Annotated in this window: 25 protein-coding genes; 15 read left to right on the plus strand and 10 right to left on the minus strand. The window is 72.7% G+C overall.

What is annotated here, in order from left to right; all coding sequences use genetic code 11:
- Window positions 1–73 precede the first annotated feature (73 nt).
- Window positions 74–787 (minus strand): transketolase, encoded by a 714-nt coding sequence (locus ACFVTF_RS09270; RefSeq protein ID WP_387811227.1) that lies wholly within the window; start codon window positions 785–787, stop codon window positions 74–76.
- A 57-nt stretch (window positions 788–844) separates the two neighbouring features.
- On the opposite strand from ACFVTF_RS09270, the gene soxR reads away from it, so the two are divergent.
- The gene (soxR, locus tag ACFVTF_RS09275) at window positions 845–1,384 is read left to right on the plus strand and encodes a redox-sensitive transcriptional activator SoxR (protein ID WP_387811230.1); all 540 of its coding nucleotides are present in this window, start codon (window positions 845–847) and stop codon (window positions 1,382–1,384) included.
- 76 nt (window positions 1,385–1,460) lie between these two features.
- Window positions 1,461–2,384: a phosphotransferase family protein gene (locus ACFVTF_RS09280; protein WP_387811233.1), complete on the plus strand. Its 924-nt coding sequence runs from the start codon at window positions 1,461–1,463 to the stop codon at window positions 2,382–2,384.
- Window positions 2,385–2,391: 7 nt separating this feature from the next.
- Here the strand turns inward: ACFVTF_RS09280 and ACFVTF_RS09285 are convergent, their stop codons facing one another.
- Together ACFVTF_RS09285 and ACFVTF_RS09290 are read right to left on the minus strand one after the other, a co-directional pair.
- The gene (locus ACFVTF_RS09285) at window positions 2,392–2,910 is read right to left on the minus strand and encodes a GNAT family N-acetyltransferase (protein WP_387811236.1); all 519 of its coding nucleotides are present in this window, start codon (window positions 2,908–2,910) and stop codon (window positions 2,392–2,394) included.
- A gap of 65 nt (window positions 2,911–2,975) precedes the next feature.
- Complete coding sequence (locus tag ACFVTF_RS09290) at window positions 2,976–3,620, minus strand: formylglycine-generating enzyme family protein (RefSeq protein WP_387811239.1); 645 nt, start codon at window positions 3,618–3,620, stop codon at window positions 2,976–2,978.
- A gap of 169 nt (window positions 3,621–3,789) precedes the next feature.
- On the opposite strand from ACFVTF_RS09290, the gene ACFVTF_RS09295 reads away from it, so the two are divergent.
- On the plus strand, window positions 3,790–4,221 hold the full coding sequence (locus tag ACFVTF_RS09295; protein WP_387811242.1) for an SRPBCC family protein: 432 nt from the start codon (window positions 3,790–3,792) through the stop codon (window positions 4,219–4,221).
- Window positions 4,222–4,254: 33 nt separating this feature from the next.
- On the opposite strand, the gene ACFVTF_RS09300 is transcribed toward ACFVTF_RS09295, so the two are convergent.
- Complete coding sequence (locus ACFVTF_RS09300) at window positions 4,255–4,692, minus strand: hypothetical protein (protein WP_387811245.1); 438 nt, start codon at window positions 4,690–4,692, stop codon at window positions 4,255–4,257.
- A gap of 60 nt (window positions 4,693–4,752) precedes the next feature.
- The gene (locus ACFVTF_RS09305) at window positions 4,753–5,097 is read right to left on the minus strand and encodes a hypothetical protein (protein ID WP_387811248.1); all 345 of its coding nucleotides are present in this window, start codon (window positions 5,095–5,097) and stop codon (window positions 4,753–4,755) included.
- Window positions 5,098–5,454: 357 nt separating this feature from the next.
- Here ACFVTF_RS09305 and ACFVTF_RS09310 point away from each other — a divergent pair, with 357 nt between their 5' ends.
- The 9 genes from ACFVTF_RS09310 (at window position 5,455) to ACFVTF_RS09350 (ending at window position 12,164) form a co-directional block, all read left to right on the plus strand.
- Window positions 5,455–6,300: a helix-turn-helix domain-containing protein gene (locus ACFVTF_RS09310; RefSeq protein ID WP_387811251.1), complete on the plus strand. Its 846-nt coding sequence runs from the start codon at window positions 5,455–5,457 to the stop codon at window positions 6,298–6,300.
- 29 nt (window positions 6,301–6,329) lie between these two features.
- Window positions 6,330–6,611 (plus strand): DUF397 domain-containing protein, encoded by a 282-nt coding sequence (locus tag ACFVTF_RS09315; protein WP_387811254.1) that lies wholly within the window; start codon window positions 6,330–6,332, stop codon window positions 6,609–6,611.
- A 128-nt stretch (window positions 6,612–6,739) separates the two neighbouring features.
- The gene (locus ACFVTF_RS09320) at window positions 6,740–6,994 is read left to right on the plus strand and encodes a hypothetical protein (protein WP_387811712.1); all 255 of its coding nucleotides are present in this window, start codon (window positions 6,740–6,742) and stop codon (window positions 6,992–6,994) included.
- On the plus strand, window positions 6,918–7,442 hold the full coding sequence (locus ACFVTF_RS09325) for a DUF6879 family protein (protein ID WP_387811257.1): 525 nt from the start codon (window positions 6,918–6,920) through the stop codon (window positions 7,440–7,442). The genes ACFVTF_RS09320 and ACFVTF_RS09325 overlap by 77 nt, the downstream gene beginning before the upstream one ends.
- Before the next feature lie 28 nt (window positions 7,443–7,470).
- Entirely contained in the window at window positions 7,471–8,319 is an 849-nt protein-coding gene (locus tag ACFVTF_RS09330; RefSeq protein WP_371516536.1) for a helix-turn-helix domain-containing protein, read from the plus strand.
- Window positions 8,320–8,432: 113 nt separating this feature from the next.
- On the plus strand, window positions 8,433–8,648 hold the full coding sequence (tgmA, locus tag ACFVTF_RS09335) for a putative ATP-grasp-modified RiPP (RefSeq protein WP_387811261.1): 216 nt from the start codon (window positions 8,433–8,435) through the stop codon (window positions 8,646–8,648).
- 10 nt (window positions 8,649–8,658) lie between these two features.
- Window positions 8,659–9,603: an ATP-grasp ribosomal peptide maturase gene (gene tgmB, locus ACFVTF_RS09340; RefSeq protein WP_387811264.1), complete on the plus strand. Its 945-nt coding sequence runs from the start codon at window positions 8,659–8,661 to the stop codon at window positions 9,601–9,603.
- Window positions 9,596–10,789, plus strand: a complete 1,194-nt coding sequence (locus ACFVTF_RS09345) for a methyltransferase (protein ID WP_387811267.1) — start codon at window positions 9,596–9,598, stop codon at window positions 10,787–10,789. The genes tgmB and ACFVTF_RS09345 overlap by 8 nt, the downstream gene beginning before the upstream one ends.
- Before the next feature lie 115 nt (window positions 10,790–10,904).
- The gene (locus tag ACFVTF_RS09350; protein ID WP_371516540.1) at window positions 10,905–12,164 is read left to right on the plus strand and encodes an alpha/beta hydrolase; all 1,260 of its coding nucleotides are present in this window, start codon (window positions 10,905–10,907) and stop codon (window positions 12,162–12,164) included.
- Between the two features lie 733 nt (window positions 12,165–12,897).
- On the opposite strand, the gene ACFVTF_RS09355 is transcribed toward ACFVTF_RS09350, so the two are convergent.
- Together ACFVTF_RS09355 and ACFVTF_RS09360 are read right to left on the minus strand one after the other, a co-directional pair.
- Window positions 12,898–13,452: a hypothetical protein gene (locus ACFVTF_RS09355; protein WP_387811271.1), complete on the minus strand. Its 555-nt coding sequence runs from the start codon at window positions 13,450–13,452 to the stop codon at window positions 12,898–12,900.
- A gap of 154 nt (window positions 13,453–13,606) precedes the next feature.
- Window positions 13,607–14,494 carry a LysR family transcriptional regulator gene (locus ACFVTF_RS09360; RefSeq protein WP_387811674.1) on the minus strand — a complete coding sequence of 296 codons (888 nt, stop codon included), beginning with the start codon at window positions 14,492–14,494 and terminating at the stop codon, window positions 13,607–13,609.
- A 79-nt stretch (window positions 14,495–14,573) separates the two neighbouring features.
- Here ACFVTF_RS09360 and ACFVTF_RS09365 point away from each other — a divergent pair, with 79 nt between their 5' ends.
- Together ACFVTF_RS09365 and ACFVTF_RS09370 are read left to right on the plus strand one after the other, a co-directional pair.
- Window positions 14,574–15,386, plus strand: a complete 813-nt coding sequence (locus tag ACFVTF_RS09365; RefSeq protein ID WP_387811273.1) for a hypothetical protein — start codon at window positions 14,574–14,576, stop codon at window positions 15,384–15,386.
- Window positions 15,383–16,024 (plus strand): HD domain-containing protein, encoded by a 642-nt coding sequence (locus ACFVTF_RS09370; protein WP_387811276.1) that lies wholly within the window; start codon window positions 15,383–15,385, stop codon window positions 16,022–16,024. The genes ACFVTF_RS09365 and ACFVTF_RS09370 overlap by 4 nt, the downstream gene beginning before the upstream one ends.
- A 44-nt stretch (window positions 16,025–16,068) precedes the next feature.
- On the opposite strand, the gene ACFVTF_RS09375 is transcribed toward ACFVTF_RS09370, so the two are convergent.
- On the minus strand, window positions 16,069–16,608 hold the full coding sequence (locus ACFVTF_RS09375; protein WP_387811279.1) for a GNAT family N-acetyltransferase: 540 nt from the start codon (window positions 16,606–16,608) through the stop codon (window positions 16,069–16,071).
- Window positions 16,609–16,709: 101 nt separating this feature from the next.
- On the opposite strand from ACFVTF_RS09375, the gene ACFVTF_RS09380 reads away from it, so the two are divergent.
- Window positions 16,710–18,032 (plus strand): sensor histidine kinase, encoded by a 1,323-nt coding sequence (locus ACFVTF_RS09380; protein WP_387811281.1) that lies wholly within the window; start codon window positions 16,710–16,712, stop codon window positions 18,030–18,032.
- A 3-nt stretch (window positions 18,033–18,035) separates the two neighbouring features.
- On the opposite strand, the gene coaE is transcribed toward ACFVTF_RS09380, so the two are convergent.
- A complete protein-coding gene (coaE, locus tag ACFVTF_RS09385; RefSeq protein WP_387811284.1) occupies window positions 18,036–18,638 on the minus strand; it encodes a dephospho-CoA kinase in 603 nt (200 codons plus the stop codon).
- Window positions 18,639–18,720: 82 nt separating this feature from the next.
- Window positions 18,721–19,362 (minus strand): MBL fold metallo-hydrolase, encoded by a 642-nt coding sequence (locus ACFVTF_RS09390; RefSeq protein WP_387811287.1) that lies wholly within the window; start codon window positions 19,360–19,362, stop codon window positions 18,721–18,723.
- Window positions 19,363–19,370: the final 8 nt, after the last annotated feature.

Genomic DNA, 19,370 nt, shown 5'->3' on the forward strand with positions numbered 1-19,370 from the left:
TCCTCGGGCTCAGGAGTCCTCGGGCTCAGGAGTCCTCGGGCTCAGGAGTCCTCGGGCTCAGGAGTCCTCGGGCTCAGGAGTCCTTGGGCTCGACCCGGGCGACCACCACGTGCGGGCGGCCCGGGTGCTCGGCGGTGTAGGCGCGGTACAGCGCCTCGTGGTCGCGGCCGTCCACCGTCACGGCGGACCAGCCCTCGGCCGCGAACCGGGCCGCGATCCCGCCGTTCCAGCCGTGCGTGGCCGAGGAGTTGTCGATCACCACCACGTGCAGCCGCTCCAGCCCGTACGCACCGGCGAAGGCCACCGCCTCGTGGTTGGAGCCCTCGTCGAACTCGGCGTCGCCGACCAGCACCCACACCGCCGGGTCGGTCAGGCCCTGCGCCCGCAGCCCGAGCGCCGTGCCGACGCCCAGCGGCAGGCCGTGCCCGAGCGAGCCGGAGGCGATCTCCACCCCGGGGACGAGCATCCGGTCCGGGTGATGGCCGAGCGGAGAGTCGTAGCCGCCGAAGCTCGGCAGCACCCCGGGGTCGATGAAGCCCTTGGCCGCGAGCACCGCGTAGTACGCCATCGGGCCGTGGCCCTTGGAGAGCAGGAAGCGGTCCCGGTCCTGCGCCTCGGCCCGGTCCGGGCTCACCCGCAGGACCCGGTCGTACAGCACCCAGAGCGCGTCCAGGGTGGAGGTGGCGGCCGGGCCGTGCTTCTCGTCGCCGGTCATCAGGCCCATCAGCGCCGACAGGTCCTCGAAACGGGCGGTTTCCGCGCGGTCCGCGGTTGCGTTCGTCGTCATGACCACGATGGTGCAACTTAAAGTCGACTTGAGGTCAAGCGGCTAGAGTGGGTGCCCATGACCGCGACCCCGGACCACGGCCGAGCACCCGGCCCGCACCGCGACGACCTGCTCACCATCGGCCAGCTCGGCCGCCGCAGCGGCCTCGCCGCCTCCGCCCTGCGCTACTACGAGAGCCTCGGCCTCATCCACGCCACCCGCACCGCCGGCGGCCAGCGCCGCTACCCCCGCGGCACGCTGCGCCGGATCGCCTTCGTCCGCGCCGCCCAGCGCGTCGGCCTCTCCCTCGACGAGGCCCGCGTCGCCCTCGACCGGCTCCCCGAGCGCCCCGCCCCCAGCGGCGCCGAGTGGGACCGGGTCGCGGAATCCTGGCAGAGCCGCATCGACGAGCAGATCGCCGAGCTCCAGCGCCTCAAGGCCAAGCTGACCGGCTGCATCGGCTGCGGCTGCCTCTCCCTCTCCCGCTGCTCCCTCTACAACGCCGCCGACCGCGCCGCCGACACCGGGCCCGGCGCCCGCTACCTCCTCACCCGCGACCCGGCCGGCGGCCCGGAGCCCCTCTCCCCCGCCGCCACCGACGTCTGCGGGCCCCACTGAACCGCTGAACCGCTGGACCGCCGAACCCGCCGAAAAGCCTTTGCCGCAGCGGCGCCGGTCCGCCTACCGTGCGCCCATGCTGCCGGTGGTGGAGACGGAAGAGCAGTGGGACGCGATCGTGCGCGACGAGGCGGTGATGCGCCCCGGAGCCGAGGCGCTCTGCGCCGAACTCGGCCTCGCCGGGCTCCCGTTGGAGCGCTTCGCGGAAGGCTCCGTCCCGGTCTACGCGGTGGGCGACGCGCACGTCCTCAAACTGTTCCCCGCCTTCGGCGCCGAGGGCGGCGTCACCGAGGAGCGCGTCCTCACCCGCCTCCAGGGCGCCCTGCCGATCCCCACCCCCGAGGTACGGGCCGCCGGCGCCCACGTCAACGGCTGGCGCTACGTGCTGATGTCACGGCTGTCCGGCGAGGGCCTGGCCCCCGCCTGGCCGCGGATCCCGCAGGCCGACCGGGAGCGGATCGCCCACGACTGCGGCCGGGCCCTGGCCGCCCTGCACGCCCTCGACCCCGGGCCGCTCGCCGACACCCTCGGCCCCGGCGACTGGGGCGCCTTCCTGGACCGGCAGCGGGCCGGGGCGGTGGCCCGCCAGCGCGAACGCGGCCTGTCCGGGGCCTGGCTGGAGCAGATCCCGGACTTCCTGGCCGCCGCGCCGCTGCCCCGAATGCCGCAACGCGCCCTGCTGCACACCGAGTTCATGCGTGAGCACCTGCTCGTCGACCCGGCCGACGGCTGGCGCCTGACCGGCCTGTTCGACGTCGAACCCGCCATGGTCGGCGACCCGGCCTACGACCTCGTCGCCGTCGGCCTGTTCACCACCCGCGCCGACCGCCGTCTGCTCGGCCGCCTCCTCGCGGGGTACGGGCGCGGCTTCGAGCCGCGCCTGCTGATGGCGTACACGCTGCTCCACGTTTACAGCCATCTGCCGTGGTACCTGGAGGAGTTGAAGCCCTCCGCGCGGACGCTGGACGCCCTCGCGGAGGAGTGGTTCGGGGTCGCCTAGCTACGCCTCAGGAAGCGGTCCAGGGCCGGGGGTCGGTGCGCAGCAGGCTGTAGCGGACACCGTCGCGCCATTCGCCGTCCCGGAAGGTGGCACTGCGCCGCACGCCCTCGCGGACGAAGCCGCACTTCTCCAGCGCGCGCTGCTCGGCGTAGTTGGTCGTCTCCGTGTCGGCCTCCAGCCTCATCACCGGCGAGTGCGCGAACAGGTAGTCCGCCAGGAGGCGTTGGGCCTCGGTGCCGATGCCGCGGCCGCGCCACTCCGGGCGGAGCAGGATGCCGAGGTTCCAGTAGTGGCAGTCGCTCATGGATTCCACCCGCCGCCAGCCGACGAAGCCCGCGAAGTCGTCCCCGCAGCGGATGGCCAGCACCGACTGCTCGGGCGCCAGCAGGCCGTTCTCCGCCCATTGGCGCCGGTGCCGCCCGGGGTCGCGCCACCCGAACCACTGGAACGGGCCCACCGCCTCGGGGTCGAGGAGCAGCGCTTCGAAGTGGCCGAGGTCGGCTTCGCCGATCGGTCTGAGGGACACCGGTGCATCGTTCATGCAGGGCCCAACGGTCCGTGACCTGGCCAGGGTTCCCCGGGGGCGCGCCTTCAGCCGGTGATCGTCCGGGCGAGCCGGAAGCCGACGTCGTCGATCCGCAGGGTGGGGTGGCTGCGGCGGCGGACGGAGGCGCGGCAGCTCCAGTGCTCGTCGAACCAGCCGCCGCCGCGCAGCACGCGGTAGCCGCCGTACACCTCGGCGTCGTACACGTCCCAGCACCACTCCCACACGTTGCCGAGCAGGTCGTACAGGCCGAAGCCGTTGGGGCGCAGGCCGCCCACCGGGTGCGGGCGCTCGTCCGAGTTGCCGCGGTGCCACGCGATCTCGTCGAGCGGCCCGTAGCGGGGGCCGTCCGTCCCGGCGCGGCAGGCGTGCTCCCACTCGGCCTCGGTGGGCAGCCGGTAGCCGTCGGCGGCGCGGTCCCAGGTGGCGGACTCTCCGTCGAGCCGGTAGGCCAGCGCGAGTCCGTCCCGCCGGGACAGGTCGTTGCAGTAGCGGACGGCGTCGTACCAGGAGACGCTGTCGGCGGGGAGCCGGTCGCCGGCCCCGGCGCCGTACTGCTCGCGGGTGACCGGACAGGGCGCCAGCTCGTAGGGGGCGAGCTCGACGGTCCAGCTCCGCTGCGTACGGCGGTCCGACAGCGTGACGCGGCCGGGCGGGACGGCGATCAGGTCGGTTCGGGTGCTCGCATCCATGGGCCGCGATCCTAGCCCGTGGGATGATCAATGTCCTTTCCGTTCTTCACACCTGACGATCCGAAGCGGCACCGACACGGGATCCGTCCCGCCAGGTGCTCTGGCGTCCTCCGCGCGCCGGCCCGAGGATGGTGCCCGTCCGTACGAAGGTTGGCGAAAGGCGACGACGATGGCGGGTATCAAGGTCAGCACGGTCGTGGAGGCTCCGGCCGAGCGGGTGTGGGAGCTTCTGGGGGACTTCCACGACCTCGGCGGCTGGCACCCGGGGCTGCCGGCCAGCAGCCTCGGCAACGAGCTGACGGGCAACGCGATCGGGTCGGTCCGGGTGTTCGAGATCGACGGCGCGGCGCTGTACGAGACGCTGCTCGCCTACGACGAGGAGGCCCGCAGCTACACCTACAGCTTCCCCGAGGGGACGTTCGAGCTGTACGGCTACCGGGCGACGCTGCGGGTCACCCCGGTCACCGCGCTCGACGCCAGCTTCGTGGAGTGGAGCGCCACGTACGACGTAGAGTCCGAGCACCGCAAGGCCACCGCCGACCGCCTCCACGGGGTGTTCACGGCCGGCCTGGCGGCGCTTCGCGAGCGGTTCGCCGGCTGACGGCGGCGGGCCGTCCGGGAGTTCAGCGCCCCATCACCGCGGAGAGCGCGACCAGCGACCAGCGACCAGCGACCAGCCGAGCAGCGACAGCACCCCCACGGCCCACCCGAGGACGGCCGCCGTCTGGCCGTACTCGGGGCCGCGGGCGCGCTGGAACGCCGCCACCAGAGCGGGGATCGCGGCGACCGGCAGGAACAGGAAGGCCGCCAGCATGAGCCACGCGCCGAACCCGATCACGAACCAGATGCCCACGAACAGCAGCGGCACCGAGGCAACCGCCACCACCGCGCCCGCCGCCGCACAGGCGGTCCGGAACGGGTCGCGCTCCCGGTAGCACACCGGCACGACGGCGGCCACGGCGCTGACCAGCGCGATCACGTGCAGGAACGAGAACGAGCCGCCCAGGCCGAACGCCACCACCGCGAGCACCAGCGGGAGCAGACACACCGCGGCCGCCAGCCCCGCCAGCACCCTCGCACTCCTCGGCACCGCGGCCACGGCTCCCCCTTGCGGCCATCTATTTGAACACGTTCAAACTAGCACGCGCCATGCCGGGAGAAGCGGCAGGGCCGGCCCGTCGCGCGACGGCTCACCATTCGCCTCCGGGGGCGTCCAGCCGAGACGCAGGCGGTGGAGGAAATCGGGGAGAACGACAGGGAGGTCGAGCGGGCCCGCACTGGTGAGGTAGCCGGCGACGAAGCGGTCGACGGACGGGCCGGTGAGGTAGCGCTCGAACCAGAGCCACTGGGGACGGCTCACGGGCTGGAACTGGAGGGAACGCCAGAGGGCGTCGAGGGCCTTGGGGGGGAGGACGTAGATCGTCGGCGGCATCAGACCGCCGGCGATCTCGGCGGCGACCAGGCGGTCCTCGTTCACGCCACACGCTCCACGGGGGCGGAGGAGGCCGCAGCGGAACCGATCTCCGACCACACGATCTTGCCGATGGGCACGCGCGGGCAGCAACCCCAACGCTCGGACAGGAGCTTGACGAGGAGGAGGCCCCGCCCGGACTCGTCTTCGGCGGACGCAGGGCGAAGGAGCGGCGCGCGGTCACTGGCGCGCGTCGCGCAAAGCACGATGCACGCCACATAAGAAGCGCAAGGCAAGTCGAGCAAATATGAAAACTTTCACTTCGAGTGGCAAGGTGGCGCCCTTAGACTCCCCACGGATGGTGGCGAAGCATCACATACGCCATGCACACTGGCTCTTGGAAGCTTTGAAGGGGTCGCATAGATGGCGGTCGCAGTACCAGCCGTGCGATACCGGCGCATCGCAGCCGAGCTCAGGCGACTTCGCGAGCTCAAGAACCTGTCGGCCGAAGAGGTGGCGGCTCAGGTCGACGGCGTCAACCTGGTGAAGCTCAGCAGATACGAGAACGCCCGCGTCCAGCTCAAGCCGGACGTCGTCCGCGCGCTGCTCGACTTCTACGAGTGCGACGAGGAGCTCAAAGAGGTCCTCGTCGAGATCCTTCGAGACAAGCGGCGTCCCGGCTGGATCGCGGGCTACGAGCAGTTGAACCCGCTCTACACCGATCTGATCCGCCTCGAAGAGACTGCCGTGGGCAACAAGTCGTACGAGTCTGCCTACATCCCTGGCCTGCTCCAGACGCGTCAGTACGCTCACGCCATCATCTCCAGCGGCGTCATGGAGAAGCCCAGCGTCGAAGAGCGAGTCGAAGTCCGGATCAACAGGCAGTCCGTCCTGACTCGATCCGAGAACCCGCTGAAGCTATGGGCCGTGATCCACGAGTCGGCCCTGACCATGAGTGCCGCCCCAGGCGTGATGGCTGACCAACTGGACAAGCTGCTGCAGTTCAGCCGGCTCCCCAACATCAGGATTCAGGTCATGCCGGCCACGGCTCCGCCACATCCCGGCATGACCGGGCCGTTCGCACTCCTGGAGTTTCGGCAACGCGATCTCGACCTGGTTCTGCTCAGCGGAATGCTCAGCAGCGACTGGGTTGAGGACCCGGACCAAGTCGATGTCTATCGAGCGGCGTTCGACGAAATCATGGCAGCCGCCTTGTCTCTGGACCAATCGCTCAACCTCATCACACAGAAGAGAGACACGCTCAAGTGACCCACTTCCCTGTCGCCTCCGCACTCCCTGTGCAGTGGAAGAAGGCAAGCGCCAGCAACCCGAACGACAACTGCGTCGAAGTAGCAGCCAGCATCACCGGCATCGTCCCGGTCCGCGACAGCAAGGACCCGCACGGCCCGGCCCTCGGCTTCAGTCCCGAGGCCTGGCAGGCCTTCATCGCCGCCGTCCAAACCGACGACTTCCCCGACCGCTCCCTGAAACACCTACAGGCGGGCGGCCCCGCCGAGCCACGCGGGGCCGCCCGCATGGCCCGATGTGCGCCGCCTCCTGTGCGACCTCGCGCCCCTTGACGCACCTCTGTTCCGGCGCCACGGTGTGAACCGCAACTACCCACAGCGGGCTGGACGCAGGAGATGCACGATGGCGCTGGATTTCGCTGGGATCGACCCTGACACCAAGTCGGGGGGGCTCGCCGACCGTGTGGATCGAGGACGAGGCGCACGAGATCGTCATCCAGGGATGGAAGGCGAGCGCGGTGCTCGAAGCCCGGATCTGCGGGACCGAGTGGGTCCCCGGCCACGAGCGGGGCATCCCTGACCATGAAGCCGTCATCCGCATCCCCATGCGGATGATCCCCATCCTGCGAAAGGCATGCGATGACGCAGAACGTGCCGGACTTTTCCTCCCTCTTGAAGGGAGCGCAGCAGACGGCCGTCCATCTGGAGATGCGTGACGTCTACGGCGTCTCCGACGAGGCCGAGGAGTTCGCGGAGTTCAAGCGCTCCGGCGGCGCCGATCTGGATCCGGATTCCGAAGGCTGGGCCGGCTGGGTACCGCTCGTACGGGAGACCGTCGGCCGTGGCGTGGTGATGCGCCGGGCGAGGATCGTCTCCGAGCCGGTGACCGACTACATCCGGTGGGAGCACGCGCTGACCCCAGTGAACATCGCGGCCGGCGAGCAGGTGCGGTGGCTGCCCCGGCGACTCGCTTCCGACATCCCGCTGCCGGGAAACGACCTTTGGCTGATCGATGACCACCTGGTGCTGTTCCACTGGTTCACCGGTGACGGTGACTGGGCCGGCCACGAGTACACCGAGGACCCGGCCGTGGTGAAGTTGGTGTCCAACGCGTTCGAGGCGGTGTGGGAACGCGCCCTGCCCCACGACCAGTACACCGTCTGACCCCTCAGGATCATCCGGCAGGCAGCTCATGGCCACGTCGCCGCTCTCCGCCGCGCAAGCAGCCCGACAGGCGCTCGCTGATCGACTCCTGCACCTGCGCAAGGACGCGGGACTCACCGGGCGTGAGCTGTCTGCCCGGTGCGGCTGGCACCCGGCGAAGACCACCCGGATTCAGAAGGCCGAATCCACCCCGTCCGACAGCGACATCCTGGCCTGGTGCACCGCCTGTGGGTCGGAGAACCTGATTCCCGAATTGATCGCCGCCTCCCGGTCGGTCGCGTCGATGTACATGGAGTGGAAGCGTCTCCGGCATGCCGGGCTCCGGCAGCTCCAAGAGAGCTATACCCGGTCCTACTCGGAATCGCGTCTCCTGCGTTTCTACTCCTCCGATGTCGTCCCCGGCATGCTCCAGACCCCCGGCTACGCCGCCGTGATCCTCTCCCGCTTTGCGAGCGAGGCAAGTTCGCCGGACGACCTCGAACAGGCCGTCGCCCAGCGAATGCGGAGCACCCGGCCGATGTACGAAGGCAACCACCGCATCGTGTGCCTGGTCGAGGAATCCGTTCTGCGTTACCGCATCTCCGAACCGTCCGTGATGGCGAGCCAGCTCGCCCATCTGCTCTCGGTCATGTCGCTGCCACGCGTCAGTCTGGGCATCATCCCGTTCACCGCACAGCGCACCCTGTGGCCGGTGGAGACATTCCATGTCCTCGATGACGTCCAGGTCGAGGTCGAGCTGGTCAGCGCCCGCGTCCGGATCACCAGTCCTCCTGAAGTCCGCGAGTACGTCCGGACGTTCGCCGAGCTGCAAGGCTTCGCCGTCTACGGCCGAGAGGCGCGCGCCGCCATTGAGGCAACGATTGACGCCTTGGAGTGAATCTCCGCAATTTTCCGCAACTGCCTTTGGGCAAGCAGTTGTTGCTCCGTAGCGTCGTTGATGCCACCCGGCGCGGGCAGCGCCGTCGAAATCGAGCACGAGAGGAGAACACCGTGACCACCACCTCCGCGGAACGGCAGCCGTTCGCCATGCGCTACGCCGCGCGTCAGACCAGCGATCCGGCCGATGCCACCGGCGTCACGTACGACCAGGAGTTGCAGATCGCCGTCACCTCCGACGGCAACCCCTGGGCGCACACCGCCCGCGGCGAGACCAGCAGCAACACCAACTCCGACAGCAAGAACGACGAAGGCACCGACTTCTACTAGGAGAGCCAAGGTGACCGAACCCGACGGCGAGGCGGTGCTGGTTCTCACGAGCCGGCTCGACTCGACTGCGGATCTGGTGGTCGAGCACCTGAACGGCCGGGGCATCCCGGTGTTCCGATGCGACACCGCCGAGTTCCCCACCGAACTCACCCTGACCGCGACGCTGGAGGACAGGTGGGCCGGCGTGCTCGACAACGGGCACCGCACGCTCGACCTGTCCCGTGTCCGGTCGGTGTACTTCCGCAGACCCGAGGAGTTCCGACTGCCTGGCGGCATGTCCGAGGCTGGGCGGCGGTTTGCCGCCGCCCAGTCCCGGGCCGGCTTCGTCGGCGTCGCCGTTTCCCTTCCCTGCCTGTGGATCAACCACCCCGCGCGGGACTTGGACGCCAACCACAAGCCGTGGCAACTCGCCGTCGCCCGGCGCCTGGGACTGAAGCCCCCGCGCAGCATCATCACCAACGACCCCGAGGCCGGCCGGAAGTTCGCCGCCGGCCTCGGCACCCCGATCATCACCAAGAGCCTCGGTGCGCCCGTGGACACGGTCATCGTCGACCCCACGGATCTGGACGACTCGGTGCGCCTGTGCGCCCACCTCTTCCAGGAGTGGATCGACAAGGCCCACGAAGTCCGGCTGACCGTGGTCGGCAACCGCTTCTTTCCCGTGGAGATCCACGCCGGGTCGGAGGCCGCCCGGATCGACTGGCGCACCGACTACAAGAGCCTCACGTACAAGCCGACGACCATCCCCGCCCCGGTGCGCGAGCGCGTGTCCGCGTTCATGCGCGAATTCGGACTCGTCTTCGGGGCCTTCGACTTCATCGTGACGCCGGCCGGGGACTGGCGTTTCCTCGAAGTGAACCCCAACGGCCAGTGGTCGTGGATCGAGCACAGGACCGGCGTGCCCGTCTCGCGCGCCATCGCGGATCTTCTGGAGAAGGGCACCACAGGTGAGTGACACCCTGGACGGGGTCGAGGAAAGGGCACACGGGCTGTGTGTCGCCCTGGTGGAGGAACTGGAGCGCAACGGCTCACTGCGCACCCCGCAGTGGCGGGACGCGGTGTTGGCGGTGCCCCGCCACGTCTTCCTGCCGACGTTCTACACCACCATGGACGGCCCGGACGGCATCACGCGGTACACCGCCGTCGACCGGGACTCCGACACGCAGAAGTGGCTGCGGCTGGCCTACGAGAACACGACGTGGGTCACCCAGCTCGACCACGGCACCACCCGGCCGAACGGCGAACCCGTCGCCGGGACGCCCACCAGCTCCTCGACGCTGCCCGGCGTCGTGGTGCGGATGCTCGAAGACCTCGACGTCCCGGACGGCGTGAACGTGCTCGAAGTCGGAACCGGCACCGGGTACTCCACCGCGCTGCTGTGCGCCAGGCTCGGCGACCGGTACGTGACCAGCGTGGAGCACGACGCCAGGCTGTCCGCCGTCGACGGCGAACGGCTCGCCGCCATCGGCTACCACCCCCACCTGGTCGTCGGCGACGGCGCCAAGGGCAGCCCGGGCAGCGGACCGTACGAGCGGATCATCGCCACATACTCGCCCAACCGAGTCCCGTCCGAGTGGCTGGCCCAGGCGCTCCCCGACGCGGTCATCGTGGTGTCTCTGGTCGGCAGCCTCGACGCCTACGGCTACGTGAAGCTGCACGTCGGCGACGGTGCAGCAGAGGGCCGGTTCATCAACTCCGACGTCTCGTTCATGCTCTCTCGCGAGACCCGGCGGCCCGTGATCGGCCCCCTCATGCGCGCCGCCCTCCGATCCCGCGCCAACGCCGCCGGCCTCGACACGGCCATCCGCCCCGGCACCCTGGACGACCCGGCGTTCCTTTGGAGCGCCCAACTCGCCATGCCCGGCACGACCCGGCTGCGCCTGGCGGCCGACGGTGTCGCAGGCCGGTGGTTCCTCCACCCCGACGGTTCATGGGCGGTGCTGGAGAGTCGGAGCGACGGCACCGCGCTTGCTTTCCAGGGCGGGCCTCGGGCCCTCTGGTCCGAGGTCGAGGCCGCCGCCTCGACGTGGCTGTCCAACGGGCGCCCCGGGCTGGACCGTTACGGGCTCACGGTGACCCCGGAGACGAACACGGTGTGGCTGGACGGCCCCGGCAACACGGTCGGTGCTCTCGGGGAGTGATCACCGCAGCGCCCGTCAGACCCCTGTTCGTGGCCCCTGTCCGCCTCCCAGCCTTCTTCCAGCGACCTGCCGGCCTCTCATCGACTTCTCATCCGGCACCCCTAGCCTCCGCCAGATGAACGTCTCCCTGCTCGGCGGCTGGTTCCCCTGGGCCGTCCAGGCCGTGGCCCTCGCCCTGTTCCTGGCCGCCCTCGGCTGGCGGGACCGGGCCTGGCGGCTGAAGTGGGGCCCGATCGCCCTCGGGACGGCGCTGCTGCTCACCGCCCTCGCCGCCGTCGGGGTGCTCACCCTCGCCGGGATCACCGATCCGATCCCGTTCGGGGTGTGGCTGTGGGGCGGGGTCGCGGTCGCGGCGGTCAGCGCGCTCGGGTTCGGCTGGCGCGGCGCCCGCTGGTGGCGCCGGGCGCTCGCGCCGCCGGCCGCGCTGCTCGCCCTGTTCTGCGCCGCCAACAGCGTGAACATCGCCACCGGCTACTACCCGACCCTCGACGACGCGATCGGCGAACTGGGCGGGCAGCCGCTGCCGGAGCAGATCACGCTCGCCGAACTCGGCTCCCTGCACGGGAAGACGAAGACCGGCCGCATCGTCCAGGTGGACATCCCGAGCACGGCCAGCGGCTTCACCCACCGCCAGGAGCTCGTCTACCTGCCGCCCGCGTGGTTCCGCAGCCAGAACCGGCCGAAGCTGCCGGCGCTGGAGCTGATCGGCGGCGAGTTCGCCGCGCCCGACAACTGGATCCGCTCCGGCAACGCCGTGAAGACCGCGGACGACTTCGCCGCCAGGCACAACGGCTTCGCGCCGATCCTCGTCTTCGTCGACGCGACCGGCGGCTTCCGGATCGACACCGAGTGCGTCGACGGCCCGCACGGCAACTCGGAGAGCCATCTGCTCAAGGACGTCCCGCCGTTCGTCCAGAAGACCTTCAACGCCGCCACCGACCCGCACCGGTGGGGCGTGGCCGGCTGGTCCATGGGCGGCACCTGCGCCGTCGACCTCACCGTCGAACACCCCGAGGTCTTCACCCACTTCGGTGACTTCTCCGGCGACAAGGGCCCCTCCACCGGCGACAAGGACCACACCGTCCAGGAGCTGTACGGCGGCGACGCGGCCGCCTGGGCCGCCCACGACCCGCTGACCGTCCTCGCCCACCACCCCAAGTACCAGGGCGTCTCCGGCTACTTCGGGCAGGGCGACGAGGAGCACGGCCAGATCGAGTCTGCCAGGGCCCTCAACGACGCCGCCCGGAAGGACGGCATCCGCACCACCACCGCCGTCGGCTCCGGCAAGCACACCTGGCAGACCGGCGCCGCCAGCTTCGCCCAGGCCCTCCCCTGGCTCGCCCAGCAGCTCGGCGTCCCCGGCACCCACGCCTGATCCGCCACCGGGCCGGGGCCGGGAGCATGCCGGGCCGGGGCCGGACACCCGGGCGGAGGGCGGCGGATCCGGTCGGGGGAAATCCTTGGCATCAGCCGTCCGCCGCGGCCGGCCGCGGGCCCGCACGGGCGGGCGGGCCGGGGCTTCGGCCGACCGGCGGACCCCCGCCCGACAGGGGGAATCCGCGACCGCGCGCCGTCCCGCCGGCCGGTCGGCCGCCGAAGGCCCGCCATACCTTCCGACACGCCCGCACACACCTTCACCACCAACGCCCCCGCAGCGGCCGGGGAGAGCCGCCTACCCGCCGGTATCCCGCTTTGCTCCCGGCGGCCCGGTGGCATAAGTTTCGACCGCCGTCGACGCAGTCGACCCCGACCGCCCCTCGGATCAGAGGGGCGCAGCGGGCCGGCGGCCGGGCGGCAGGACGTACGGGGGAAGGGAACAGCCATGCCGAGTGCCCGCATCCGCGAGGCGACCGGGCAGCGGGAACGGGAACGGGAACGGGCGGACGGCTCCGCGCACACACGGCCCGAAACCACCGCGGGCCCGGCCTGCCCGGCCTACTAGGCCCACTCGGGCCGCTGACCGGGCGCCACGCCGCGACCATCCCCACAGAACCACCACAGACGGCCCCGCGCACCGCCGAAGCGGTGCCCGGGGCGGACGGCAGGTCGGCCCGTCCGGCACAGGGGACCGGACGGACCGACCGCCGCACCAGCACGGGAGCAGAGCGTCAGAGGCCGAGGCTGCTGAGCGCGGTGGTCCAGTCGGTCACGATGGCGCTGCGGGCGTCGTCGAGGCCGACCTTGCCCTTGCAGACCGCGTTCTTCAGCTTGGTCTCGACGCCGTCCTTGCCGGTCGCGGTCTGGCTGCCGTAGCGGGGCTCGGGCCAGAGGTTGCGCGGGTCGCGCGGGGCGCCGCCGAGCTCCAGCGGGACGAAGTGGTCCTCCTCGTAGTCGGACAGGTTGGTGTCCGCGTAGCCGTACTGCGCGATCTGCTGCGCCTTCAGCGCGTTGGTGTAGCTGGTCGGCGGGCGGACGGTGGCGGTCCAGCCGGAGACGCAGATGGTCTGGCCGATGGTGGCCTGGGTGACGTCCGGGTTGTAGGCGCCCGGCGTGCAGGACGGGTCGGGCAGCGGCAGGTAGGCCTGCGAACAACTCGCCGCGAGCGGGCGGATCTTGACGGGCGAGCCCTTGGCCGGGGCGGCCTGCGCGGTGCCGGCCGCGAGCCCGGCGGCGGCGAGGGCGGCCGCCGCGGCGACGACGGTGAGACGCTGACGGAGCATCATGTGGGGGATCTCCCGGGTCCTGCCCGGCCTCGCGCCGGGCGACTGTGCTCATGACAGCACCACCGGAGCGACCACCGTCAGCCCCAGGACGTGAACGCCTGGTGATCGCTCCTCCACAACACCGCGGCCGCCCGGCGCGGTCCGGGGAGCGGGCTCAGGGCGTGCCCGACAGCAGCCGCGCCAGCAGCGCGGCCGGCCCCTCCGGCAGGCTGCCGTGCACCAGTTCGGTGCGGTGCACCAGCCGCGGGGCGGCGATCGGCGCGGACGCGACGCCGGGCGCGTCGGCGAGGACGGACGCCGGGAGCAGGCTGAGCCCGTGCCCGGTGGCGACCAGGGCGAGCAGCCCGTGCACGTCGGTGCCCCGGTAGCGGGTGGCGGGGCGGAAGCCGTCGACGCCGGCGGCGGCGCGCAGCCGGGCGGCGGTCGGGGTGAGGTCGGGGGCGTCGAGCCAGCGGGCGGCGGAGAGGTCGGCGAGCGCGACGCCGGTGCGGCCCGCGAGGGGGTGGCCGACCGGGAGGGCGACGGCGACGGGCTGCTCGTCGACGGCGACGGTGCCGAGCGGGCCGACGTCGGGCAGCGGCAGCGGGTCGCTGGGGGCGGCGAGGCCGTCGATCAGGGCGAGGTCGACCTCACCGGTGGCGACCTGGGCGGGCAGCGCGTCCTGGGCGAGGACCCGGACGACGAGGTCGGCCGCCGGGTGGGCCCGGCGCACCTCGCCGAGTGCGCGCCCCAGGGCCACTCCGACCGCCAGCGGGGTGGCGCCGAGCACCAGCCGGGCACTCGGGGCACCGGCCAGGCGTGCGACGTCGGCGCGCGCCGCCTCCAGCCGGACCAGCAGGGGCGCCGCGTGCTCCAGCAGCCGCAGGCCGGCCTCGGTCGGGCCGACCGGGCGGCGGCTGAGCAGGCCGGTCCCGAGGTCGGCCTCCAGGGCGGCGATCTGCTGGGAGACCGCGGACTGGGTGTAGCCGAGTTCCCGCGCGGCCTCGGAGAAGGAGCCGAGGCGGGTGACGGTGACGAAGGTGCGCAGCTGCTGCGGATCCACGGCAGTCATCAACTCTTCTGATCGAGGGGTAAGAAATCATCGTTGGCGCTGATCTCGGGTGCGGGGTCAGGATAGTCCCATGACCTACCTCACCCCGCGGGTCGCCCTGGTCGGCGACCGCTCCCCCGCCGTCCGCTCGCACGCCCGCATCCCCGGGCTGCTCGACGTCCTCGCCGAGCGCGAGCAGCTCGTCCTGGACGCCTACTGGATCCCCACCGAGGACGCCGGGGCGCCCGGCGCCCTGGACGGCTTCGACGCGATCTGGCTGCTCCCCGGCAGCCCCTACCGCAGCGAGGCGGGCGCGCTGGCCGCCGTCCGGACGGCCCGCGAGCGCGGCATCCCCTTCCTCGGCACCTGCGCCGGGTTCCAGCACGCGGTGCTGGAGTACGCCCGCAACGTCTGCGGCCTCGGCGGGGCCGTCCACGGCGAGGAGCACCCGGAGCGGGACGAGCAGGTGATCGTGCCGCTGGCCTGTTCCCTGGTCGGCCACGAGGGGTCGGTCGCGATCACCCCCGGCACGCTCGCCGAGCGCGTCCTCGGCACCACCCGCACCCTGGAGCGCTACCACTGCGCGTACGGCCTCAACGCCGCCTACCTGGACCGACTGCGCGCGCACGGGCTGCGGTTCAGCGGCGCGGACGGCGCGGGCGAGGTGCGCGTCCTGGAACTGCCGGACCACCCGTTCTTCCTCGCCTCGCTGTTCCAGCCGGAGCTGTCCGGCGACGGCACCCGGGCGCACGCCATGATCCGCGCGCTGGCCGGCGCCGCCGTCGCCCACGCGGCGGGCTCGCCGACCCCTGCCGGCCGAACCGCCGCCGTACCGCCCGCCACCGCACCGGGCACTGACCCGGGCACCGACCCGAGCACCACCACCCTGGAGGCCACCGCATGAACGCCACCGAGATCGCCGGAGTCCGGATCCCCGACAGCCGGCTCGCCACCGAGGCCACCGAGCTGGTCCGGGACGCCACCACCGAGCTGCTGTACCACCACTCCCGCCGGGTCTACCTGTTCGGCGCCCTCCAGGGCCGCCGCCGGGGGCTCGACTTCGATCCCGAACTCCTCTACCTGGCCGCGATGTTCCACGATCTCGGCCTGGGCCCCGAGCACCACGCCTCCGGTCGGCGCTTCGAGGTGGACGGCGCCGAGGCCGCCGCCGCGTTCCTGCGCGGGCACGGGGTGGACGAGCGGCGGGTGCGCCTGGTGTGGGAGGCGATCGCCCTGCACACCACGCCCGGCATCCCGGAGTTCCTGGAGCCGGAGATCGCGCTGACCACCGCCGGGGTGGAGCTGGACGTGCTCGGCATCGGGTACGCGGACCTCGCCGCCGCCGACCGGGACGCGGTGGTCGCGGCCCATCCGCGCCCGGACTTCAAGCGCGGCATCCTGCGCGCCTTCCACGACGGCGTCGCGCCCAAGCCGGAGACCGCCTTCGGCAACGTCAAGGCGGACGTCCTCGCCCACTTCGACCCGGACTTCGAGCGGACCGACTTCGTCGCCGTGATCGAGAACTCCGCCTGGCCGGAGTGACCCCGCCCGGCCCCCCTCCCCCCTCCCCGTCCCCACAGGGCACGTCACATCGGCAGCGAGCGCAACCGCACCGGCCCCTCCGGCCACCCGGCGCCCTCCGCCAGCGACGCCCACATGGTGCGCAGCGGCATCACCGCGAGCCGCCCCTCGGGCTGCTCCACCGTCACCTCCTCCGCGACCTCGCGGAATCCGAGCCGCCGGTAGAGCACGGCCAGCGGCGGGTGGCAGAACAGCAGCGCGCGGCGGTGGCCGAGGGTGCGGGCGTGGCCGAGAGCGGCCCGGACCACGGCCTGCGCGAGGCCGGCGCCGCGCCGGTCGGGGGCGACGGCGACGCCGCCGACGCCGATCGCCTCCAGGTCGGTGCCGCCGACGGTGAGCGGGATCGGCACCAGGCCGGCGTGCGCGACGAGCCGGCCGTCGGCGGCCCGGATGCCGAAGTGGATGTCCTTGGTCAGCCAGCTCAGTTCGATGTGGGCGACGCCGTACGGGTCGTCGGCGGGGCCGAGGATCTCCTCGTGGTCGGCGCGGGTGTACTGGGGCAGCCGGACGACGGCCGGCGGCTCGGGAGAGAAACGATCATCCATCCGACCATGATCCCTTCCCGGGAAGGCGAATTCCAGGCTGTTCCCGGCCACTGCGGCCCGCTCGCCACCCCGGGCCGGACGGGGTGTGCGAGCATGCCCCCATGCGCCAGCCCACCCAGCAGCGGCCCCGACTCCGGCGCCCCACCGGCCGGTTGGACCCCACCCGTCACCAGCACCACCCGTCCACCGACCAACCCGACGCCGACCACCGAGCCGACGCCGACCACCACCCCCACGCCGCCCACCAGACCCACCCAGCCGACCAGTTGGACTCCGCCCTCGCCGCGGTACCGCTGCCGGGCCCGCCGCTGCGCCTGCCCGGCCCGGTCGTCGCGCTCGGGCCGACCGTCCTGGTGCTGCTGGTGCTCGTCCCGCTCGCCGCGGGCGACCCCGACATCGGGCCGACCACCTCGGCCCCGGTCAACGCGGGCCTGGTGGCGGCCGGCGCGCTCGCCCTCGCCGTCCGCCTGCGCTACCCGGCGGCCGTCGCCGCCGTCACCCTGCTGGGCGGCCAACTCCCGGTCGCCGTCGCCCTCTACGGGCTGGCCACCCGGCGCGGCGCCACCCGGGTGCTGGCCGTCCTGGCCGCACTGGCCGGGGTGCGGCTGCTCGTCCCCATGGACCTGGGGGACGTCAGCAGCCTCTCCGCCCTCGCCAATCTGGCCGAGGACCCACTGGTCTTCTGCGTCGTCCCGCTCGCACTCGGCCTCACCGCCCACCAGCGCGCCCGCGCCGTCGCCGCGCTCGCCGAACGCAACCGGCTGCTGGAGGCGGCCCGCCGGTACGCCGAGGAGCGCGCCGCCGCCGCCGAACGCGCCCGGCTCGCCCGGGAGATGCACGACGTGGTCTCCAACCGCGTCTCCCTCATCACGCTGCACGCCGGCGCCTGCCAGGTCGCGGCCGCCGGCGACCCGGCCGCCGTCCGGGAGACCCTCGGCCTGATCCGCGCCCTCGGCCTCCAGGCCCTCACCGAGCTGCGCGGCCTGCTCGGCGTCCTCACCCCGGCCTCCGACCAGGGCCCCTCACTGCACGGACTGCCCGCCCTGGTCGAGGAGTCCCGCCAGGCCGGACTCGCCGTCGACCTCACCCTCACGGGCCCCGCCGAAGGGCTGCCCGCCCCCGGACCGGCCGTGCAGTACGCCACCTACCGGATCGTCCAGGAGGCCCTGACCAACGCCCACAAGCACGCCCCGGCCGCCGAGGTCGCCGTCACCGTCGAGGTCCACCCGGACGGGCTGCGCCTGGACATCGTCAACTCCCCCGCCGCGGCGGGAGATCCGGACGGGCCCCGGCTGCCCTCCGGCGGCCACGGCCTGGACGGCATGCGCACCCGCGCCGACGACCTCGGCGGCACCCTGCACGCCGGCCCCACCACCGAGGGCGGCTTCGCCGTCCGGGCCCGTCTGCCGCTGACCGCCGCCTGAGCCTCAGGCAGCGGCGGCGCGCTTCACCAGCTCCGCCCACACCTCGTCGACCCGCGCCGCGAGCGCCTCCAGCGGCCCGCCGTTGTCGATCACCACGTCGGCGATCGCCAGCCGGTCCGCCCGCGAGGCCTGCGCGGCCATCCGGGCCCGGGCCTCGTCCTCGGCCATCCCGCGCAGCCGCACCAGCCGCTCGACCCGCACGTCGTCGGCCGCGTCGACCACCACGACCTGGTCGTACAGGGGGGCGAGGCCGTTCTCCGCGAGCAGCGGCACGTCGTGCACCACCACCGCGTCCGGCGCGGCCGCGGCCTCCAGTTCGGCGGACCGGGCGCGCACCAGCGGGTGGACGATCGCGTTCAGCGCCCGGAGCCGCGCCGGGTCGGCGAACACGATCGCGCCGAGGGCCGGGCGGTCGAGCGCGCCGTCCGCGCGCAGCACCTGCGGCCCGAACTCGGCGGCCACGGCCGCCAGACCGTCCGTCCCGGGCGCGACCACCTCGCGGGCGATCACGTCGGAGTCCACGATCACCGCGCCGTGGGCGGCGAAGAGCCGGGACACCTCGCTCTTGCCGGCGCCGATGCCACCCGTCAGTCCGATCTTCAGCATGGCGTCAGGCTACCGGCGCCCGGACCGCCGGGACCAGCGGCCGACCATCGCGCGACCGACCCCGGCCCCGGCCCCTGTACCGTCAGCCCAGCTCCAGGCTCTCGCCCTCCCCGAGCACGGTCAGCTCCGCGCCGGTGCCCGGCCCGTCCGGCCCGAGCAGCCGGGTGGCGATCATCTGCCCGATCGGGCTGAGCGTCGCCTCGTGCACCGGCACCGCCACCCGCGGGGCCGCCTCCCGGACGTAGTCGACGACCTCGCCGGCCTTGCTCCACGGCGCCGCGAGCGGCAGCAGCAGGGTGTCCACCGGGTGCGGCGGCACGGTGAACGCGTCGCCGGGGTGGAACAGCCGGCCGTCGAAGAGGAAGCCGATGTTCTTCACCTGCGGGATGTCCCGGTGGATGACCGCGTGCCACTCGCCGTGCACGCTCACCCCGACCCCGCCGACCTCGAAGGCGTCGCCCTCGCCGACCACGGCGACGCGCTGCGCCACGCCGTCCAGTTGGGCGGCCACCTCGCTGTTGGTCCACACCCGAAGGGCCGGGTCGGCCTCCAGGGCGGCGCGCAGCCGGGCCTCCTCGAAGTGGTCCATGTGCTCGTGGGTGATCAGGACGGCGTCGGCCCCGGTCAGCGCGGCGGGGTCGGTGAACGCCCCGGGGTCGACGACGACGGTCGTCCCGTCGTGCTCCAGGCGTACGCAGGCGTGTCCGAACTTGGTGATCCTCATGCGACCGA

The sequence above is a fragment of the Kitasatospora sp. NPDC057940 genome, assembly GCF_042887425.1.
Lineage (GTDB): Bacteria > Actinomycetota > Actinomycetes > Streptomycetales > Streptomycetaceae > Kitasatospora.